21 protein-coding genes and 1 pseudogene are annotated in these 17,071 nt (G+C 62.2%); 13 read left to right on the top strand and 9 right to left on the bottom strand.

The window, feature by feature from the left end; translation table 11 throughout:
* Positions 1-131 precede the first annotated feature (131 nt).
* A pseudogene (gene hslV, locus IOC82_RS14340) lies at positions 132-587 on the bottom strand (ATP-dependent protease subunit HslV); the annotation flags it as partial.
* 129 nt (positions 588-716) lie between these two features.
* Here hslV and hisB point away from each other — a divergent pair.
* The 7 genes from hisB to coaA are packed head-to-tail and all read left to right on the top strand — an operon-like array spanning position 717 to position 5,193.
* Positions 717-1,313, top strand: coding sequence for an imidazoleglycerol-phosphate dehydratase HisB (hisB, locus tag IOC82_RS14335; protein ID WP_290546880.1), 597 nt, complete (start codon positions 717-719; stop codon positions 1,311-1,313).
* A complete protein-coding gene (locus tag IOC82_RS14330) occupies positions 1,310-1,747 on the top strand; it encodes a DUF2628 domain-containing protein (RefSeq protein ID WP_290546879.1) in 438 nt (145 codons plus the stop codon). The genes hisB and IOC82_RS14330 overlap by 4 nt, the downstream gene beginning before the upstream one ends.
* Positions 1,748-1,756: 9 nt before the next feature.
* Positions 1,757-2,407: an imidazole glycerol phosphate synthase subunit HisH gene (gene hisH, locus IOC82_RS14325; protein WP_290546878.1), complete on the top strand. Its 651-nt coding sequence runs from the start codon at positions 1,757-1,759 to the stop codon at positions 2,405-2,407.
* Positions 2,404-3,135 carry a 1-(5-phosphoribosyl)-5-[(5-phosphoribosylamino)methylideneamino]imidazole-4-carboxamide isomerase gene (gene hisA, locus IOC82_RS14320; protein WP_290546877.1) on the top strand — a complete coding sequence of 244 codons (732 nt, stop codon included), beginning with the start codon at positions 2,404-2,406 and terminating at the stop codon, positions 3,133-3,135. Before hisH ends, hisA begins: the two co-directional genes overlap by 4 nt.
* Entirely contained in the window at positions 3,135-3,914 is a 780-nt protein-coding gene (gene hisF, locus IOC82_RS14315) for an imidazole glycerol phosphate synthase subunit HisF (protein WP_290546876.1), read from the top strand. Before hisA ends, hisF begins: the two co-directional genes overlap by 1 nt.
* Complete coding sequence (locus IOC82_RS14310) at positions 3,907-4,239, top strand: phosphoribosyl-ATP diphosphatase (RefSeq protein ID WP_290546875.1); 333 nt, start codon at positions 3,907-3,909, stop codon at positions 4,237-4,239. The genes hisF and IOC82_RS14310 overlap by 8 nt, the downstream gene beginning before the upstream one ends.
* Before the next feature lie 3 nt (positions 4,240-4,242).
* A complete protein-coding gene (gene coaA, locus IOC82_RS14305; RefSeq protein WP_290546874.1) occupies positions 4,243-5,193 on the top strand; it encodes a type I pantothenate kinase in 951 nt (316 codons plus the stop codon).
* On the opposite strand, the gene IOC82_RS14300 is transcribed toward coaA, so the two are convergent.
* A complete protein-coding gene (locus tag IOC82_RS14300) occupies positions 5,188-6,183 on the bottom strand; it encodes an adenosine kinase (RefSeq protein WP_290546873.1) in 996 nt (331 codons plus the stop codon). The two genes, coaA and IOC82_RS14300, sit on opposite strands and share 6 nt — an antisense overlap.
* A 79-nt stretch (positions 6,184-6,262) precedes the next feature.
* On the opposite strand from IOC82_RS14300, the gene IOC82_RS14295 reads away from it, so the two are divergent.
* A complete protein-coding gene (locus tag IOC82_RS14295) occupies positions 6,263-6,925 on the top strand; it encodes an EI24 domain-containing protein (RefSeq protein ID WP_290546872.1) in 663 nt (220 codons plus the stop codon).
* Here IOC82_RS14295 and nth read toward each other — a convergent pair.
* On the bottom strand, positions 6,897-7,556 hold the full coding sequence (gene nth / locus IOC82_RS14290; protein ID WP_290546871.1) for an endonuclease III: 660 nt from the start codon (positions 7,554-7,556) through the stop codon (positions 6,897-6,899). The two genes, IOC82_RS14295 and nth, sit on opposite strands and share 29 nt — an antisense overlap.
* 42 nt (positions 7,557-7,598) lie before the next feature.
* Between nth and IOC82_RS14285 the strand changes: the two genes are divergently transcribed.
* Together IOC82_RS14285 and IOC82_RS14280 are read left to right on the top strand one after the other, a co-directional pair.
* The gene (locus IOC82_RS14285) at positions 7,599-8,075 is read left to right on the top strand and encodes a DUF2244 domain-containing protein (protein WP_290546870.1); all 477 of its coding nucleotides are present in this window, start codon (positions 7,599-7,601) and stop codon (positions 8,073-8,075) included.
* A gap of 48 nt (positions 8,076-8,123) precedes the next feature.
* Positions 8,124-9,002 (top strand): bifunctional helix-turn-helix domain-containing protein/methylated-DNA--[protein]-cysteine S-methyltransferase, encoded by an 879-nt coding sequence (locus IOC82_RS14280; RefSeq protein WP_290546869.1) that lies wholly within the window; start codon positions 8,124-8,126, stop codon positions 9,000-9,002.
* Positions 9,003-9,004: 2 nt separating this feature from the next.
* Here the strand turns inward: IOC82_RS14280 and irrA are convergent, their stop codons facing one another.
* A complete protein-coding gene (irrA, locus tag IOC82_RS14275; RefSeq protein ID WP_290546868.1) occupies positions 9,005-9,421 on the bottom strand; it encodes an iron response transcriptional regulator IrrA in 417 nt (138 codons plus the stop codon).
* A 156-nt stretch (positions 9,422-9,577) separates the two neighbouring features.
* Here irrA and fabA point away from each other — a divergent pair, with 156 nt between their 5' ends.
* Genes fabA through fabI form a run of 3 tightly spaced genes read left to right on the top strand, consistent with a single transcriptional unit; the run spans position 9,578 to position 12,124 of the window.
* Positions 9,578-10,090 carry a 3-hydroxyacyl-[acyl-carrier-protein] dehydratase FabA gene (fabA, locus tag IOC82_RS14270; protein WP_290546867.1) on the top strand — a complete coding sequence of 171 codons (513 nt, stop codon included), beginning with the start codon at positions 9,578-9,580 and terminating at the stop codon, positions 10,088-10,090.
* Between the two features lie 14 nt (positions 10,091-10,104).
* On the top strand, positions 10,105-11,316 hold the full coding sequence (gene fabB, locus IOC82_RS14265; RefSeq protein WP_290546866.1) for a beta-ketoacyl-ACP synthase I: 1,212 nt from the start codon (positions 10,105-10,107) through the stop codon (positions 11,314-11,316).
* A gap of 7 nt (positions 11,317-11,323) precedes the next feature.
* Entirely contained in the window at positions 11,324-12,124 is an 801-nt protein-coding gene (gene fabI, locus IOC82_RS14260) for an enoyl-ACP reductase FabI (RefSeq protein WP_290546865.1), read from the top strand.
* A 92-nt stretch (positions 12,125-12,216) separates the two neighbouring features.
* Here the strand turns inward: fabI and moeB are convergent, their stop codons facing one another.
* Genes moeB through ubiE form a run of 5 tightly spaced genes read right to left on the bottom strand, consistent with a single transcriptional unit; the run spans position 12,217 to position 17,063 of the window.
* Positions 12,217-13,032, bottom strand: a complete 816-nt coding sequence (gene moeB, locus IOC82_RS14255) for a molybdopterin-synthase adenylyltransferase MoeB (protein WP_290546864.1) — start codon at positions 13,030-13,032, stop codon at positions 12,217-12,219.
* Complete coding sequence (gene dut, locus IOC82_RS14250) at positions 13,032-13,472, bottom strand: dUTP diphosphatase (RefSeq protein ID WP_290546863.1); 441 nt, start codon at positions 13,470-13,472, stop codon at positions 13,032-13,034. Before dut ends, moeB begins: the two co-directional genes overlap by 1 nt.
* Positions 13,469-14,692 (bottom strand): bifunctional phosphopantothenoylcysteine decarboxylase/phosphopantothenate--cysteine ligase CoaBC, encoded by a 1,224-nt coding sequence (gene coaBC, locus IOC82_RS14245; protein ID WP_290546862.1) that lies wholly within the window; start codon positions 14,690-14,692, stop codon positions 13,469-13,471. The genes dut and coaBC overlap by 4 nt, the downstream gene beginning before the upstream one ends.
* A gap of 41 nt (positions 14,693-14,733) precedes the next feature.
* Positions 14,734-16,296, bottom strand: coding sequence for a 2-polyprenylphenol 6-hydroxylase (gene ubiB, locus IOC82_RS14240; RefSeq protein WP_290546861.1), 1,563 nt, complete (start codon positions 16,294-16,296; stop codon positions 14,734-14,736).
* On the bottom strand, positions 16,296-17,063 hold the full coding sequence (gene ubiE, locus IOC82_RS14235) for a bifunctional demethylmenaquinone methyltransferase/2-methoxy-6-polyprenyl-1,4-benzoquinol methylase UbiE (protein WP_290546860.1): 768 nt from the start codon (positions 17,061-17,063) through the stop codon (positions 16,296-16,298). The genes ubiB and ubiE overlap by 1 nt, the downstream gene beginning before the upstream one ends.
* Between the last annotated feature and the right edge of the window lie 8 nt (positions 17,064-17,071).

Raw genomic sequence — 17,071 nt, 5'->3', positions numbered from 1 at the left:
GACGCTCAGAACACGTTCACGCAGATCTTGAGAATAGGCAACTCCCATCGCAGGTCTCCATGCCGAATCAACATGAACACTGAATCACCAAACAGGCCCTAAGAAAATCCGCGATTCCGCTAAGCGTGAAAATGCTCTAGGTCGCTGTCAGCAAGCGCCCGGGCCGCGGCGAGCGCATAGTTGCCGCCAGAGCCGATGGCAATGATACCCTTTTCCGGCTCCAGCACGTCGCCCGTGCCGGTGAGAACGAGGGTCACCGACTTGTCGGCGACGATCATCATCGCCTCGAGGCGGCGGAGATAGCGGTCGGTGCGCCAGTCCTTGGCCATCTCCACGCAGGCGCGGGTCAGCTGGCTTGGATATTGCTCCAGTTTCGACTCCAGACGCTCGAACAGCGTCATTGCGTCAGCCGTTGCGCCTGCGAAACCGCCGATCACCTGCCCCGCACCCAGCGGGCGCACCTTGCGGGCATTGCCCTTGATGACAGTCTGGCCAAGGCTCACCTGCCCATCGCCGGCGATCACCACTTTGCCACCTTTCCGGACCGAGAGAATGGTCGTGCCGTGCCAAGTTGCGGTCTCTGCCATGGGAGGGGTCCTTAAGAACTGCTGACCGCTCATGTAGGCCTGCCGGGCCTTAAAGAAAAGCCAGCCTTGGCCAATTCCTGTTGCATCTGCTAAGAGCCCGGAATTCACCCAGCTGGACCAGCCCCCGCCATGCGCAAGGCCACGATCGACCGCAAGACCACCGAAACCCGCATTTCCGCCACCATCGACCTCGATGGCAGCGGCAGGTACGACGTAGCGACCGGCGTGGGCTTCCTCGACCATATGCTGGAACAGCTGTCCCGGCATTCTCTGATCGACCTTACGCTCAAGGCAGAGGGCGATCTCCACATCGACTTTCATCACACTGCCGAGGATTCCGGCATCGCAATCGGCCAGGCTGTGGCCAAGGCGCTGGGCGACCGGAAGGGCATCAGCCGTTACGCCAGCCTGCACCTGCCGATGGATGGCGCCCTGACGCGGGCCGCCATCGACGTTTCGGGGCGCCCTTTCCTCGTCTGGAAGGTGAATTTTACCGCGCCCAAGATCGGCGGCTTTGACACCGAGCTGGTGCGTGAATGGTTCCAGGCCTTCACGATGAATGCCGGCGTCACGCTGCATATCGAGACGCTTTACGCCGACAACAACCATCACATCGCGGAATCTTGTTTCAAAGCATTGGCGCGCGCCTTGCGGGAAGCAATTGAAATCGACCCGCGGCAGAAGGACAGGATTCCCTCCACCAAGGGAACGCTGGCAGGCCAATGAAGATATTTACCGCTCTCGAGTCACCTGACGGCAAGCCGGAGCGTGTGGCTTTCGTGTCCGAAGGCTTCTCCTGGGGCGCGCTTGCCCTGGGCTTCGTGTGGGCGCTGTGGCGCCGCATGTGGCTGGTGGCCGCTCTGTTGTTTGCACTCACCTCCGCACTGACCGTCGCTACCAATCTGGATCTCCTCGGCTCTGGCTTTGCAGCTCTGCTGCAGTTCGGCATCGCTCTCGTCTTTGCCTTCGAGGCGCGGGCACTGCAGGTGGCGTCGCTTGAGCGCGCCGGCTATCGCCGCAGCGGCCTCATCCAGGCCAGCACTGCCGAAGCGGCGGAGCTCGTCTATTTCGCAGGCCGGGCGTCCTCCGCACTGGAGCCTTCATCGGCGCGCCTGCGCGCGCCTTCCCATGACACGCTGGGCATCTTTGGGAACGTGTGAGGCGCTATCGTGAGCGTTGCCATCATCGATTACGGGTCCGGCAATCTCCACTCCGCCGCCAAGGCCTTCGAACGCGCCGCGCGCGACAGCGGTATTGCGACAATGATCGAAGTCACCTCGGACCCCCAGGTGCTGCGCCGGGCGGAACGCCTCGTATTGCCCGGCGTCGGCGCCTTCAAGGATTGCCGCAACGGCCTCATGGCCGTGCCCGGTCTGTGGCAAACTCTGCAGGACGAGGCGGTTAACAAGGGCAAGCCTTTCCTCGGAATCTGTGTGGGAATGCAGCTCATGGCCTCCCGTGGGCTCGAGCATGACATCACCGAGGGTTTCGGCTGGATTCCAGGTAACGTCACGCCGATCATGCCGCGCGATCCTTCATTCAAGATCCCGCACATGGGCTGGAACACGCTGGACCAGGTGCGTCCGCATGCGTTGCTCGAGGGCATTCCTCTTGGCGAGCATGGGTTTCATGCCTACTTCGTCCATTCCTATCATCTCGACGCGCAGCGCAGCCTCGACGTCATCGCCACGACGGAGCACGGCCAGACAGTCACTGCCATGGTGGGCCGTGACAATCTTGCCGGCACCCAGTTCCACCCGGAAAAGAGTCAGACGCTGGGGCTCACCCTTCTCGCCAAATTCCTGAAGTGGCGGCCATGATCCTGTTTCCCGCGATCGACCTGAAGAATGGCCAGTGCGTCCGCCTGAAGCTGGGCGACATGGCCCAGGCAACCGTGTTCAACGACGACCCTGCCGCCCAGGCGAAGAGCTTCGAGGAACAGGGATTCGCGTGGCTGCACCTCGTGGATCTGAACGGCGCCTTCGAGGGCAAGCCCGTGAATGCCGCCCCGGTGGATGCCATCCTCCAAGCGGTGAAATTGCCGGTTCAACTCGGTGGCGGCATCCGCAGCCTCGGCCAGATCGAGGCGTGGCTCGCCAAGGGAATCCGCCGGGTAATCCTTGGCACCGCGGCGTTGCGTGATCCGGCATTGGTGCGGCAGGCCTGCCGTCTGTTTCCCGGGCGGATTGCTGTCGGGATCGATGCCAAGGGCGGCCGGGTTGCCGTCGAAGGCTGGGCTGAAACCTCGACCCTGACCGCCATCGATCTTGCTGGGCGTTTTGCTGATGCAGGCGTCGCCGCCATCATTTTCACTGATGTCGACCGTGACGGCGTACTCACGGGTCTTAATATCGAGTCCACACTCGAGCTTGCACGCGTGGTTCCGATCCCTGTCATCGCCAGCGGAGGGCTGGCCTCGATGAACGATATCCACCGTCTGCTGCAGCCGGACTGCCGCATTCTCGAAGGCGCCATTTCCGGCCGCGCTCTGTATGATGGCCGGATCGACGTCGCTGAGGCCTTGCGCCTTTTCGAGGAGGCCCGCTGATGCTCAAGGCACGTCTCATCCCCTGCCTCGACGTGAAAGACGGCCGCGTCGTCAAGGGAGTCAATTTCGTCGATCTGCGCGACGCCGGTGACCCGGTGGAAATCGCAAAGGCCTATGACGCTGCCGGGGCGGACGAATTGTGCTTTCTGGACATCACGGCAACCCACGAGAACCGCGGCATTATCTTCGACGTTGTGCAGCGCACGGCGCAAGCCTGTTTCATGCCGCTGACCGTTGGGGGCGGCGTGCGCACGCTGGAGGACATCCGCAAGCTGCTCCTGGCGGGCGCCGACAAGGTCTCGATCAACTCGGCGGCCGTTGCCAGCCGCGACTTCGTGCGGAAGGCGGCGGAGAAGTTCGGGTCACAATGCGTCGTCGTGGCGATCGATGCCAAATTCATGTCGCCCGGAAAATGGGAAATCTTCACCCATGGTGGCCGCAATTCCACCGGCATCGACGCGGTGGAGTTTGCCCGGGAGGTGACGTCGCTCGGCGCCGGCGAAATCCTGCTTACCTCCATGGACCGGGATGGAACCGGCAAGGGCTTCGACATCGAACTGACCCGCGCCATCGCCGGCGCGGTGTCCGTGCCCGTCATCGCGTCAGGTGGCGCCGGCACGCTTGAACACCTCGTCAACGGCATCCGCCACGGACATGCGGCGGCAGTGCTCGCCGCCTCCATCTTCCACTTCGGCGCCTATTCCATCGGTGAAGCCAAGCACTATCTTTCCGCCGCCGGCATCCCCATGCGGCTCAGCGGGGACGCAGCTCATGACTGATCATCGGCTTGATGTTCTCGCCGCACTCGCGGATGAGGTGACTCAGCGTCAGCAGGCCTCGCCCGAAAACTCCTATACCGCGAAACTGCTTTCACAGGGTGTTGAAAAATGCGCCAAGAAGTTCGGCGAGGAGGCCGTCGAGCTGGCGCTTGCATCGGTGCTGCGCGACACGACGCATGTCGCGGCCGAAGCCGCCGACGTCCTCTATCACCTGCTCGTGCTGCTCGCCGCTTCGGACGTGAAGCTGTCGGGCGTCATGGCCGAACTTGCGCGCCGCCAGGGCGTGGGCGGCCTTGCCGAGAAGGCCTCCAGGCCCAAGGATTGACCCATGGAAGAACTCGTCAAGGAAGTCTCTCCGTTCCGCCGATTTTCGCGCGAGGAATGGTCGGCCCTGCGTGCCGACACGCCGATGACGTTGACGCAGAAGGACCTTGACGAACTACGCGGCCTCAATGATCGCATCGACCTCGAGGAGGTCGAAACCATCTATCTTCCGCTGTCGCGCTTGCTCAATCTCTATGTGGCGGCTACTCAGGGCCTATTCCGCGCCACCAACAACTTCCTTCACTTGAGCGAACGCAAGGTGCCCTATGTGATCGGCATGGCGGGCAGCGTGGCAGTGGGCAAAAGCACGACGGCGCGTATCCTGCAGAGACTGCTGGCGCGCTGGCCGAAACACCCGAAGGTCGATCTTGTCACCACCGATGGTTTCTTGCTGCCGAACGCCATTCTCGAGCGCGAAGGGCTGATGACGCGCAAGGGCTTCCCCGAAAGCTATGACCTCCCGGCGATCCTCCGCTTCCTTTCCGACATCAAGGCTGGCAAGCGCAATGTGACAGCGCCGCTCTATTCGCATCTCACCTATGACGTGCTGAAGAACGAGCGCGCGGTGATCGATCAGCCGGACATTCTCATTGTCGAGGGCGTCAACGTGCTGCAGACGGGCCGCCCCCCGCGCGATGGCCGCGGCATTCCGAACACCTCGGACTTCTTTGATTTCTCGGTGTACATCGATGCCGATACGGCGGACCTCAAGACCTGGTACACCGAGCGCTTCCTCACCCTGCGGGACAGCGCCTTCCGCAATCCCAAGTCCTACTTTCACCGCTATGCGACCCTCTCCGACGGGGAATCGCGCGAGATGGCAACCCGCATCTGGGACACCATAAACCTGGTAAACCTGCGTGAGAACATCCTCCCCACGCGCCCACGCGCCGACCTCGTTCTGCGCAAGGGTGCGGATCACTTCATCCGCAGCGTCTTCCTGAGAAAACTATAACAGCCCGAGCTTCTCGGCATGCTCCCGGAGTTTCACCTCGGGCCTCGCGCCAATATGCGAGATCACTTCGGCCGCCGCCATGGAGCCGAGCCGCGCCGACTCGTAGAGTGTCTTGCCCTTGGTAAAGCCCCGGAGGAAGCCCGCGGCGAAGAGATCGCCCGCCCCCGTGACGTCGACGACTTTGCTCACAGGATGCGCGGGCGTCGCATGAACCTCGCTACCCTTCACCACCACGCAGCCCTTCTCGGAACGCGTCACCACGGCGATGGGGCAATCGGCGGCGATCGCCTTCACCGCGCCATCGAAATTCTGGCTCTGGTAGAGCGACTTGATCTCGGCTTCATTGGCAAAGACGATGTCAATGTCGTTGCGGATGAGGTTCAGGAAGCTGTCACGGTGACGCTCCACGCAGAATGAGTCCGACAGCGTGATCGAGGTCTTGCGGCCCGCGGCCCGCGCGATTCTGGCTGCCAGTTTGAAAGCCTCTTTGGCCTCGGGCCGGTCCCATAAGTAGCCTTCCATATAGGTGACCTGCGCCGCCTCGACGACGTTCCGGTCAACATCGGCTGTGGTGAAGTTCACGCAGGCGCCGAGATAGGTGTTCATGGTGCGCTCGCTGTCGGGCGTCACCAGAATGAAGGAGCGGGCTGTGGCGGGGCCATCGGAGGCGGGGGCGGTGCCGAAGGCAACACCCTGGGCCTGCATGTCGTGCCGGAAGATCGCTCCCAGCTGGTCGGCCCGCACCTTGCCGAAATAGGCCGCCCTGCCGCCCAGCGAAGCGACGCCCGCAGCCGTGTTTCCAGCGGATCCCCCCGATAACTCCCTGGCCTGGCCCATGTCGGCATAGAGTTCTTCGGCCTGGGCCTCGTCGATCAGGTTCATCGACCCCTTGACCAGCCTGTGGCGTGAAACGAAATCCTCTTCCACCCGCGCGATCACGTCGACGATCGCGTTGCCGATGCAGAGAACGTCAAAACCGGAACCCGTCATGGAGAAATCTCCTTGCCCTTTGCCCCCGCCCTAGCGAAGCCCGCTTGCGCTGGCAAGCCAGGGTGATTACGTGAAAGGCATGCTGACCTCTGCCTTTCGCGCCTTTGGCGACCTGTTCTCGCCGGAATTCCGCTCCGTGCTGTTCAAGGCGCTGGGGCTGACCGTTGCGCTGTTTATTGCCGTTCTGGCGATCGCCGAATTGCTGATCGCCGGTTTCACGCATTTTTCCTGGCCTTGGGCCGACCGTCTGGTGGAGGTGGGCGCCGGGCTCCTCCTGCTGGTTGCTTTCTTTTTCCTGATGTCCCCTGTCACGGCGGCTTTCGCCGGCCTTTTCCTCGACCAAATCGCCGAGAAGGTGGAGGAGCGCCACTATCCCTGGGACCCCCGGGGAACGTCCTTGCCGGTGGGGCGCGCAATCCTGATGGCCATCCAGTTCTTTATCGTGGTGCTTCTGGTCAACCTTGCTGTGTTGCCCACAGTGTTCTTCGGTTTCGGAGTCTTCGTGCTGATTGCCGCCAATGCCTATCTGATCGGGCGCGAATACTTCGAAATGGTAGCGATGCGACACATGCCGGTGGAGGAGGCGAAGATGCTGCGCAAGGAGAACAGCCCGGCAGTGTTCATCGCCGCTCTGCTGCCGGCTTTCATGTCGCTGGTGCCATTCGTCAACTTCGCAGTGCCCTTGTTCTCAACCGCTTATTTCACTCACCTCTTCAAGTCGGTGCGGGTGTCTTCGGCGTGAAACGGCAGATCTCCGAGATGACGCAGCGCCAGCACTCGGGCTTGCGCGCCTTGCACACATAGCGCCCGTGCAGAATCAGCCAATGGTGGGCGTGCCGGCCGTAGGTCTTGGGCACAACCTTCAGGAGCTTCAGTTCCACCTCCAGCGGCGTCTTGCCGGGCGCAAGGCCGGTGCGGTTCCCGACCCGGAACAAATGCGTGTCGACAGCGATCGTCGGGTGCCCGAAGGCGATGTTGAGCACCACATTCGCCGTCTTCCGCCCCACCCCGGGAAGGGCCTCAAGCGCCTCCCGGTCGTCAGGAACCTCGCCACCATGCTTATCGATCAGCTGCTGCGACAGGAGCATAACGTTCTTCGCCTTGCCGCGGAACAGGCCGATGGTCTTGATCGCGTCCCGCACCGTACCCTCGCCCAAGGCAACCATTTTCTGGGGGGTGTCGGCAATGGCGAACAGCGGCTTCGTGGCCTTGTTCACCCCTTGGTCCGTCGCCTGTGCGGAGAGCACGACGGCAACGAGCAGAGTATAGGGGTTCACGTAATGCAGTTCGCCCTTGGGTTCAGGGTTGGCGGTTTGGAAGCGGCGGAAAATCTCCTCCACTTCCTCAGGCTTCAGACGGCTTGCTCTGGCCATAGCTGCGGTGTTCCCTTGCGGGTCTTGAGGTAGAACAGCGGCATGGATCAGGGCAACAGCAAAGTCTGGCAGGCGACGCTCACGCCGCATCGAAGCCTCGACCGGAATGGCTTTTACCTCCTCATGGGGCTTGTTGTTCTCGTGAACCTGGTCGTCGCCGGAGTGTTCGTGGCGCTTGGGGCCTGGCCCATCGCCGGCTTCGCCGGGCTCGACGTGCTCTTGGTGTGGTGGGCCTTCCGGATGAATTTCGCCGATGCCCGCAAGCTTGAGCGCATCTCCATCACCGAGCATGAGCTGTTGCTCGAGCGTGAGAGCGATAGGCACCCGCCGCAGCAACGGCGTTTTGTTAGGCGTTGGGTGCGGGTGGAGTTGGAGGAGGATCGCGAAAGGGAGCTGATCGGCAGGCTGCTTCTGGTTTCCGGAAGGACCCGGGTGGCGGTGGGCGAATTCCTCCCCCCGGAGGAGCGCAAGACCCTTGCTCAGGCCCTGAAGTCTGCCCTTGCGGTTCCGCGCATCTGATCAGCTTTCGGGTGGGAAAGCGGCTCGCGCGGGGTTAGCTTCCTCAGCATGGAAAACGCGCTCACCTTCACTGAAGCCGCCCGCGATTATGAACTCGTCCGCCGGAATCTCGACTACTTGCGAGAGCACTGGCGGGAACAGCCGTCACTTGACCTTCTGGCCGAACGCAATGGATTGAGCGCTGCGCATCTGCAGCGCCTGTTCATGCGCTGGGCGGGACTGAGCCCCAAGGCCTTCGTCCAGGCTCTGACCATCGACCATGCCCGCAAGCTGCTGCGAGATTCGGCGAGCGTTCTGGATACCAGCTATGAAGTGGGTCTGTCCGGGCCGGGGCGCCTCCATGACCTCTTCGTCACCCATGAGGGCATGACGCCGGGCGCCTACAAGGCGCGCGGCAAGGGGCTCGCGATCCGCTACGGGTTTCATGACTGTCCTTTCGGCAAAGTTCTGCTGATGATGACGGATCACGGCATCTGCGGCCTGGCTTTCGCAGACCCCGGCCAGGAGGAAGCAAGCTTGGAGGACATGAGGAGCCGTTGGCCGGAGGCCCACTACATCGAGGATGCGCCGGTCACGGCGGGTCCCGTGGCCCGGATTTTCAGTCCGCAGCGCTGGGCGGCGGAACAGCCGTTGCGTATCGTGTTCATAGGTACGGAGTTCGAAACAAGGGTCTGGCAGACACTGCTGAAGATCCCAATGGGCCGGGCGACAACCTATTCGGACATTGCCGGTCACCTCGGCAATGCCAAGGCTTCCCGCGCCGTGGGCGCCGCCGTGGGCCGCAACCCGATTTCTTTCGTCGTTCCTTGCCACCGCGTGCTCGGCAAGTCAGGCGGCCTTTGCGGCTACCATTGGGGGCTGACAAGAAAGCAGGCGATTTTAGGCTGGGAAGCGGGGCTGGTGGCCGCGGGCAGCAAGGCTGCCTGACGTCAGCGGCTGGACTTGCGCAGGCGGATAATGATGTCCACCCGGTCGATCTCCGTGCCTGGGGGCAGCTGCGGCAAGCCCAGGACCTCCAGATTTTCCGTGCCGATGTCGACCAGCGAGTTTGTTTCTTCGATATAGTAGTGAAAGTGGTTGGAAGTGTTGGTGTCGAAGAAGGTACGGTCACCCTCAAACGCCACCTCGCGCAAGAGGCCCGCCGCCTTGAACTGGTTCAGCGTGTTGTAGACGGTGGCCAGCGACACGTCGATGCGGGCGGCCAGTGCCTCTTGGTGCAGGCTTTCGGCGCTCACATGACGGTCTCCTGCGCCGAACAGGATGGCCGCGAGGCAAAGCCGCTGGCGCGTTGGGCGAAGCCCCGCCAGCCGCAGGCGTTCAACCAGTGCGGTGTGCTGCAAATTCATGTCATGGCTCTTATACGCGAAACATCTCAAGCAAGGCAATCTTGGCGCCAGTGCGGCGGGCTGCCTCCGCCTGAAAGCGGGCTTGGACCAGATATTTCCATGTGATAGGAACGACAGGTCCGGGGCGGTCCGGTGAGGTTTGGGACCAGAGGCAGAATGAAAGAAGCCAAGTCGAGCTACAATTACGAGGATCTTCTGGCCTGCGGCCGCGGCGAGCTGTTCGGTCCCGGAAATGCCCAGCTGCCACTGCCGCCGATGCTGATGTTCGACCGCATCACCGAGATTTCCAAGGATGGCGGCGCTGCAGGGCTCGGCAAGGTTGTCGCCGAATTCGATATCAAGCCCGATCTCTGGTTCTTCGGCTGCCATTTCCAGGGTGACCCTGTCATGCCAGGCTGCCTGGGTCTGGATGCCCTTTGGCAGATGACCGGCTTCTTCCTCGGCTGGCTGGGCGAGCCGGGCCGAGGCCGCGCCTTGGGAGTAGGCGAGGTAAAGCTCTCCGGCATGGTCACGCCCCTCGTCAAGAAAGTGACCTATGAAATCGAGGTTACCCGCCTTATCCTTCGCAAGCTCAAGATGGCGGTCTCGAGCGGAATTATGAAGGCCGATGGTGAAACGGTCTATCAGGTTACCGACATGAGGGTCGGACTGTTCCAGCCCGCGGCCTGAGAAAGGAAATCAACATGCGGCGTGTCGTCGTAACCGGCCTCGGCATCGTGTCGAGCATCGGCAACAATGTGCAGGAAGTCGTGAATTCGCTGTTCGAGGCCAAGTCCGGTACCGTCAAGGCGGACCAGTACGAAAAACTCGGCTTCCGTTGTCAGGTGCATGGCGCCCCGACTTTCGACCTCGAGAGCATCGACCGCCGCGTGCGCCGCTTCATGGGCGATGGCGCGGCCTGGAACTATGCCGCCATGCAGCAGGCGATCGTTGATTCCGGGCTTGAGGAGTCCGACGTCAAGAACGACCGCACCGGCATCATCATGGGTTCTGGCGGCCCGTCCACCCGCACGATCGTGCAGGCGGCCGACACGACCCGCGAGAAGGGTCCGAAGCGCGTTGGGCCCTTTGCCGTGCCTGCCGCCATGTCGAGCACCAATTCGGCAACCTTGGCCACGCCCTTCGGCATTCGCGGCGTGAACTATTCGATATCCTCGGCCTGCGCCACCTCGGCCCATTGCATCGGCAACGCTGCGGAGATGATCCAATGGGGCAAGCAGGATGTGATGTTCGCCGGTGGCGGCGAAGAACTCGACTGGACCCTCTCCGTGCTGTTCGACGCCATGGGCGCCATGTCGTCGAAGTACAACGATACGCCGGCCACGGCCTCGCGCGCCTATGACAAGAACCGCGATGGATTCGTGATTGCAGGTGGCGCGGGTACCGTGGTGCTGGAGGAACTCGAACACGCCAAGGCGCGCGGCGCCAAGGTCTATGCCGAACTCATCGGCTATGGTGCGACATCCGACGGTTACGATATGGTCCAGCCCTCAGGCGAAGGCGCCATCCGGTGCATGAAGCAGGCGCTCGGCGCTGCCGGCACGATCGACTACATTAATCCGCATGGCACCTCGACGCCGATTGGCGACAAGAAGGAAATTGAAGCGATCCGCGCTGTCTTCGGCGACAAGATTCCCCCGATCTCCAGCACCAAATCGCTCACCGGCCATTCGCTCGGAGCGGTCGGTGTGCAGGAGGCGATTTATGCGATCCTCATGATGAAGAACAACTTCCTCTGCGAAAGCGCACATATTGAGGAGTTGGACTCTGAATTCGCCGATGTGCCGATCATCCGCAAGCGCATCGATAATGCCAAGATCGACACAGTGATGTCCAACAGCTTCGGCTTCGGCGGCACCAACGCAACCCTCGTTTTCCAGCGCTACAACGGCTGATCTCCACATGACCGATTTATTGATGGCCGGCCGCCGCGGACTCATCATGGGCGTTGCAAACGACCATTCGATCGCATGGGGCATCGCTCAGCAGCTTCACAAGCACGGAGCCGAACTTGCCTTCACCTATCAGGGAGAAGCCTTCGGCAAGCGCGTGAAGCCGCTTGCCGAGTCCGTTGGCTCCGCGATGCTTCTGCCGTGCGACGTGGAGGACATCGCTACGGTCGATCAGGTGTTCGAAACCCTGAAGCAGAAATGGGGCAGCATCGATTTCGTGGTGCACGCTATCGCCTTCTCGGACAAGAATGAACTTAAAGGCAAATATGCCGATACGACGCGGGGGAACTTCATCCGCACCATGGTGATCTCGTGCTTTTCCTTCACCGAGATCGCCAAGCGTGCCGCGGCCTTGATGCCCAATGGCGGTTCGCTAGTGACCCTGACCTATGGCGGGTCGGTGCGCGTTATGCCGAACTACAATGTCATGGGTGTGGCCAAGGCTGCTCTCGAATCCTCGGTGCGCTATCTGGCGGCAGATTATGGCCCGCAAGGAATCCGTGTGAATGCCATCTCGGCGGGCCCCATGCGCACGCTCGCGGGCGCGGGCATCGGCGATGCGCGCGCCATGTTCAGCTATCAACAGGATCATGCACCGCTTCGCCGCACCATCACGCTCGATGAAGTGGGCGGCGCCGGTCTCTATCTGCTCTCGCCGCTGTCCGGCGGCGTCACGGGTGAAATCCACTATGTCGATTCAGGCTACAATATCATCTCGATGCCGCGCCCCGAAGACTTGAAGGTGGTTTGAGCGAGGTCAAGGAAGCAAATCCGCTGACTGTTGAAACTCCCGGACTGGCGGAGGCGTTCGCGTATGTTCTGCCACCGGGGGCCAGGCTCCCGCTACCGGTCGACGTAGTTTGACTGCACCAGCGATGTGACGCTGGGCGTGCGGCCTGTAAGCGGGTTATTGGGATTCCAAGTCAGCTTCGTTTCATAGAAGCGGGCAGCGAGAGCATCATACATCAACAGCCGTCCGGCGAGGCTCTCGCCGATGCCGAGGATTTCCTTGATAACCTCCATCGCCAGCATCGAGCCGAGAATGCCTGGCAAGGCGCCCAGAATGCCGGCCTCTTCGCAGGCGGGAAACAGCCCACGCGGCGGCAATTCGCCCATCAGGCAGCGGTAGGTGGGCCATGGCGTACCCTCAGGCGAGGTTTTGTACGGCTTGAAAGTCGAAAGCTGGCCGTCGAATTGCCCGACGGCCCCCGTCACCAGCGTCTTCTTCGCGAAGTAGCAGGCATCGCTGACGAGATAGCGCGTGGGGAAGTTGTCGCAGCCGTCTGCTACCAAGTCATAGCTCGAAATGATTTGCAGCGCGTTCTCCGCGCCGATGCGGTAGGCATGTTCCACCACATGCACATGCGGGTTGAGGCCCTGCAGGCTCTCACGTGCGCTTGATGTCTTGGGAATGCCGACTCGCGCTGTCGTGTGGATGATCTGGCGCTGCAGGTTTGAAAGGCTTACCGTATCGTGGTCGATGATGCCGATGGTCCCTATGCCTGCCGCTGCCAGATAGTAGAGCAATGGCGCACCGAGGCCGCCTGCACCGACGACGAGGACCTTGGCATTCCTCAGCCGGTTTTGTCCGGGGCCGCCCACCTCTTGCAGCACGAGATGCCGCGCATAGCGCTCGATTTCATCCGGTGACAGCGCCATCAGCAGTGTCCCGAGGAGCCGAAGCCTCCGGCGCCGCGTTCCGTTTCGTCGAGCCGGTCCACTTCCGACCAACCGATTCGCGTCACGGAGGCGATCACCATCTGTGCGATGCGATCGCCGCGGGCGATGGCGAAGTCATCCTGTCCGTGATTGATGAGCGGCACCTTCACCTCGCCCCGGTAATCGCAGTCGATGGTGCCGGGCGAATTCAGAACTGTCACGCCATGTTTCACGGCAAGGCCAGAGCGTGGGCGTACCTGGGCCTCATAACCTTCGGGCAGAGCTATGGACAATCCGGTCGGCACCAGGTGGCGTGCCCCGGGCTTCAGGATCACAGCTTCGGCCGCACGCAAGTCCAAGCCGGCGGCGCCCGCTGTTTCGTAGACCGGCAGCGGGAGGTCCTCGTTGTTCGGAAGTCGCTTGATCTCGACACGGATCATTCTGCGGCCTTCTGCTCCGGCATCAGCATCTGGGCAAGGCGCTCCATTAGCTTCTGCGCCACTTCGTCCTTGCTCATGTTCGGCCAGTCCTCGACGCCCGCAGGGGAGACGATATGCACGGTATTCCGGTCGCCGCCGAACACGTCTGACCCCCTGCCGACGTCATTCGCAACAATAAGGTCACAGCCCTTTTTCCTTAGCTTTTCCGCGGCATATTCTCTCACCCGTTCCGTCTCGGCAGCGAAGCCGACGACGATGCGAGGGCGCTTGGGTTCGCGCGAAATCGTGGCGAGGATATCCGGGTTCTCTGTAAGCGGCAGGCTGGGCGGCGCGTTTCCGGTCTTCTTGATCTTTTCGTGAGCCTCTGCCGCCACACGCCAGTCCGCGACGGCGGCCGTGAAGATGGCAATGTCAGCAGGCATTTCGCCCTGGCAGACTTCGAGCATCTCCTGGGCAGTCTCGACTGGCATCATCTGGACGCCCGGCGGTATCGGCAGGGAGACCGGGCCGGAGACCAGGATCGTCTCCGCGCCGAGTTCCACCGCTGCCCTGGCGATGGCATAACCCTGCTTGCCCGAAGAATGGTTGGAGATGAAGCGCACCGGATCGATCGGTTCGCGGGTCGGCCCGGCGGTGATCACCACCTTCTTCCCCGCCAGCGGCTGCGCCTTGGGCTTCAGCATCTCGATGATGGCGGCGAGGATCTCGTTCGGTTCCGCCATGCGGCCGGGGCCGAATTCACCACAGGCCATCTCGCCGTCATTGGGACCGGCCAGAACAAGGCCGTCGCGCTTCAGTGTCTCCACGTTGCGCACAGTGGCGGGGTGCCGCCACATGCGCACGTTCATCGCCGGGGCGATCAGCACAGGCTTGTCCGTGGCGAGAAGTGCGGTGGAGGCGAGGTCGTCGGCGAGGCCGCTGGCCATCTTGGCTATCAGGTCTGCCGTTGCCGGCGCCACGACCAAGAGATCCGCCGCGCGGGAGAGCTGGATATGGCCCATCTCCACTTCATCAGTCAGGCTGAATAACGACGTATAGACTTTTTCGCCCGAGATCGAGGCAAGCGACAGGGGTGTTACGAATTGTTCGGCCGCCTTTGTCAAGATGATGCGGACGGCGGCGCCCCGGGTTTTCAGCAGGCGGACCAGCTCATGCGTCTTATAGGCGGCAATGCCGCCGCCGATGACAAGAAGGACCGATTTTCCCGCAAGCGATATCATGACCCATTATGGCAGCAAAGCCAGGAACCTGCCAACCGCCCTCAAGTGATGAGCTTAATGGCGATGGCGGCGAGCGAGATGGCCCCCAAGGCAAGCCAGAAACGCGTCCAGCGGGCATGGCGGGATTGGGAGAGGGCAAGCTGTTCCGTCGTCTCCCGGTCGAGCCTGAGGCCTCCGGTTGCGGCCATGTCCGAAAGCATCGTGGTGGCGCGCTTGGCGTCCTCCAGCATGGCGGGAAGGCCGGTGAAGACCTGGCCGAGCGAGCCTGCGGCCTCTTCCAGCTTGCCTGCAGGTCCAAGCTGGCGCTTGATCCAGCCGCCAACCACGGGTTCCGCCGTCACCCACATATTGAGGTCCGGGTTCAGCGTGCGTGCCACGCCCTCGACAACGACCATAGTCTTCTGCAGCAGCAGGAGCTGCGGCTGGGTCTGCATGTCGAATTGGGCGGTAATCTCGAAAAGCTGAGTCAGAAGCCGCGCCATCGAGATTTGGTTCGCAGGCCGGTCCATGATCGGCTCTCCGATGGAACGGATGGCCTGGGCAAAGACGGCAGGGTCGTGGTGGCGCGGCACGTAGCCTGCCTCAAAGTGTACTTCGCTCACCCGCAGGTAATTCCGCGTGATGAAGCCGTAGAGAATCTCGGCCAGGAACATGCTCTCCTTCGGACCGAGCCTGCCGACGATGCCGAAATCGACGGCCACGAGATTTCCCGAGCGGTCGACGAACAGGTTCCCCTGGTGCATGTCGGCATGGAAAAAGCCGTCGCGGATCGCGTGGCGCAGGAAGCTCTGGATCACTGTGTCGCCGAGCTTCACCAGATCGAAACCCTGCGCCCGGAGCGCTTCGACATCGGCAATTGGCGTGCCGTCGATCCATTCGGTGGTGAGAACGTCGCGGCCGGTGCATTCCCAGTTCACCCTCGGCACGCGGAAGCCGGGGTCGTTCTTTGTATTCTGCGACATTTCCGAAAGTGCTGCCGCCTCCATGCGCAGGTCGAGTTCCTGCCGCATGGATTGCTCCAGCATATGCACGGCGGCAACCGGGCGCAGCCGGCGGCCCTCGGCACTGAAGCGCTCCATCAGGCGCGCCGCAAAATAGAAGCTGCCGAGATCGGCGGCGAAGCGCTTGCCGACACCTGGGCGCAGGACCTTTACCGCGAATTCGCGGCCATCAGCGCCGCGCGCCTTATGCACCTGGGCGATAGAGGCGGCCGCGACTGGCGGTCCAAACGCGGTGAACAACACCTCCACGGGTGCGCCCAGGTTGCCGCGGATGATCTCTTCGGCAGTCTCGGTGGGAAAAGGCGGCAGCCTGTCCTGGAGGGCTTTCAGCTCGAAAGCACGCCGCGGGCCCACGAGATCAGGGCGTGTCGCCAAGAACTGGCCAAGCTTGATGTAGCTGGGCCCGAGCGAGGACAGGGCGGCTGCCACCGCCATGTTGCCGCTGTTCCCGGGTTTGCGCGTTCCGATCTTGGCAATGGACAGGCCGAGCCGTGCCGCCCAGGGGAGCTGGTGAATCTGTTCCGGCGTCATCAGCGCGTCATATGCCGCCAGCGTGCGGCCCGCACGCAAAAGGGCTAAGCTGTGCCGGATTTGTGAATACATCAGATCCGCCAGCCCGAATGGATCGCCACCACGCCGCCCGTCAGGTTGCGGTAGGTGACATTGGCGAAGCCCGCAGCCTCGATCATCGCCTTGAAGTCGTCTTGCTTCGGGAAGGTGCGGATCGACTCGACAAGATAGCGATAGGGATGGCCGTCCCCGGTCACCACCTTGCCGATGGCGGGAACGACGGTGAAGGAATAAGCGTCGTAGATCTTGTCCAGCAGCGGTATGTCCATCTGGCTGAATTCGAGGCAGAGGAAATGTCCGCCGGGCTTCAGCACGCGGTGCGCCTCCGCCAGTGCCTTGTCGATATGGGTAACGTTGCGAATGCCGAAGGCGATGGTGTATCCATCGAAGCTCTTGTCAGGAAAGGCCAGCGCTTCGGCGTTGCCGACGGTGAATCTGCAGCGTCCCAGCAGGCCTTCCACCTCGGCGCGCTTCCTGCCCTCGCTCACCATTTCAGGCGAAATGTCGGCGACCGTCACCCGCAGATTGGGACCGCCCGATTGCAGGATGCGGAAGGCGATGTCGCCGGTGCCGCCCGCCACGTCGAGGTGACTGAAACCCGCCTGCCCTCGCGGCGGGTTCAGCATGGCCACCAAATCGTCCTTCCACAGCCTGTGGAGGCCGCTGGACATCAGGTCATTCATCTGGTCATAGCGCCCGGCGACCTTGGAGAAGACGTCGTTGACGAGGCCCTGCTTCTCGCCCTCATCCACACGGCGGAAGCCGAATGCCACGTCCTGTTCGTTGTTGTTGTCTTTCATAGAAGTAA

This window comes from Aestuariivirga sp. (genome assembly GCF_020252395.1).
Classification (GTDB): Bacteria; Pseudomonadota; Alphaproteobacteria; order Rhizobiales; family Aestuariivirgaceae; genus Aestuariivirga.
Note: the sequence above shows the minus strand (reverse complement) of the source record. Positions and strands in the feature narration are given on the sequence as shown.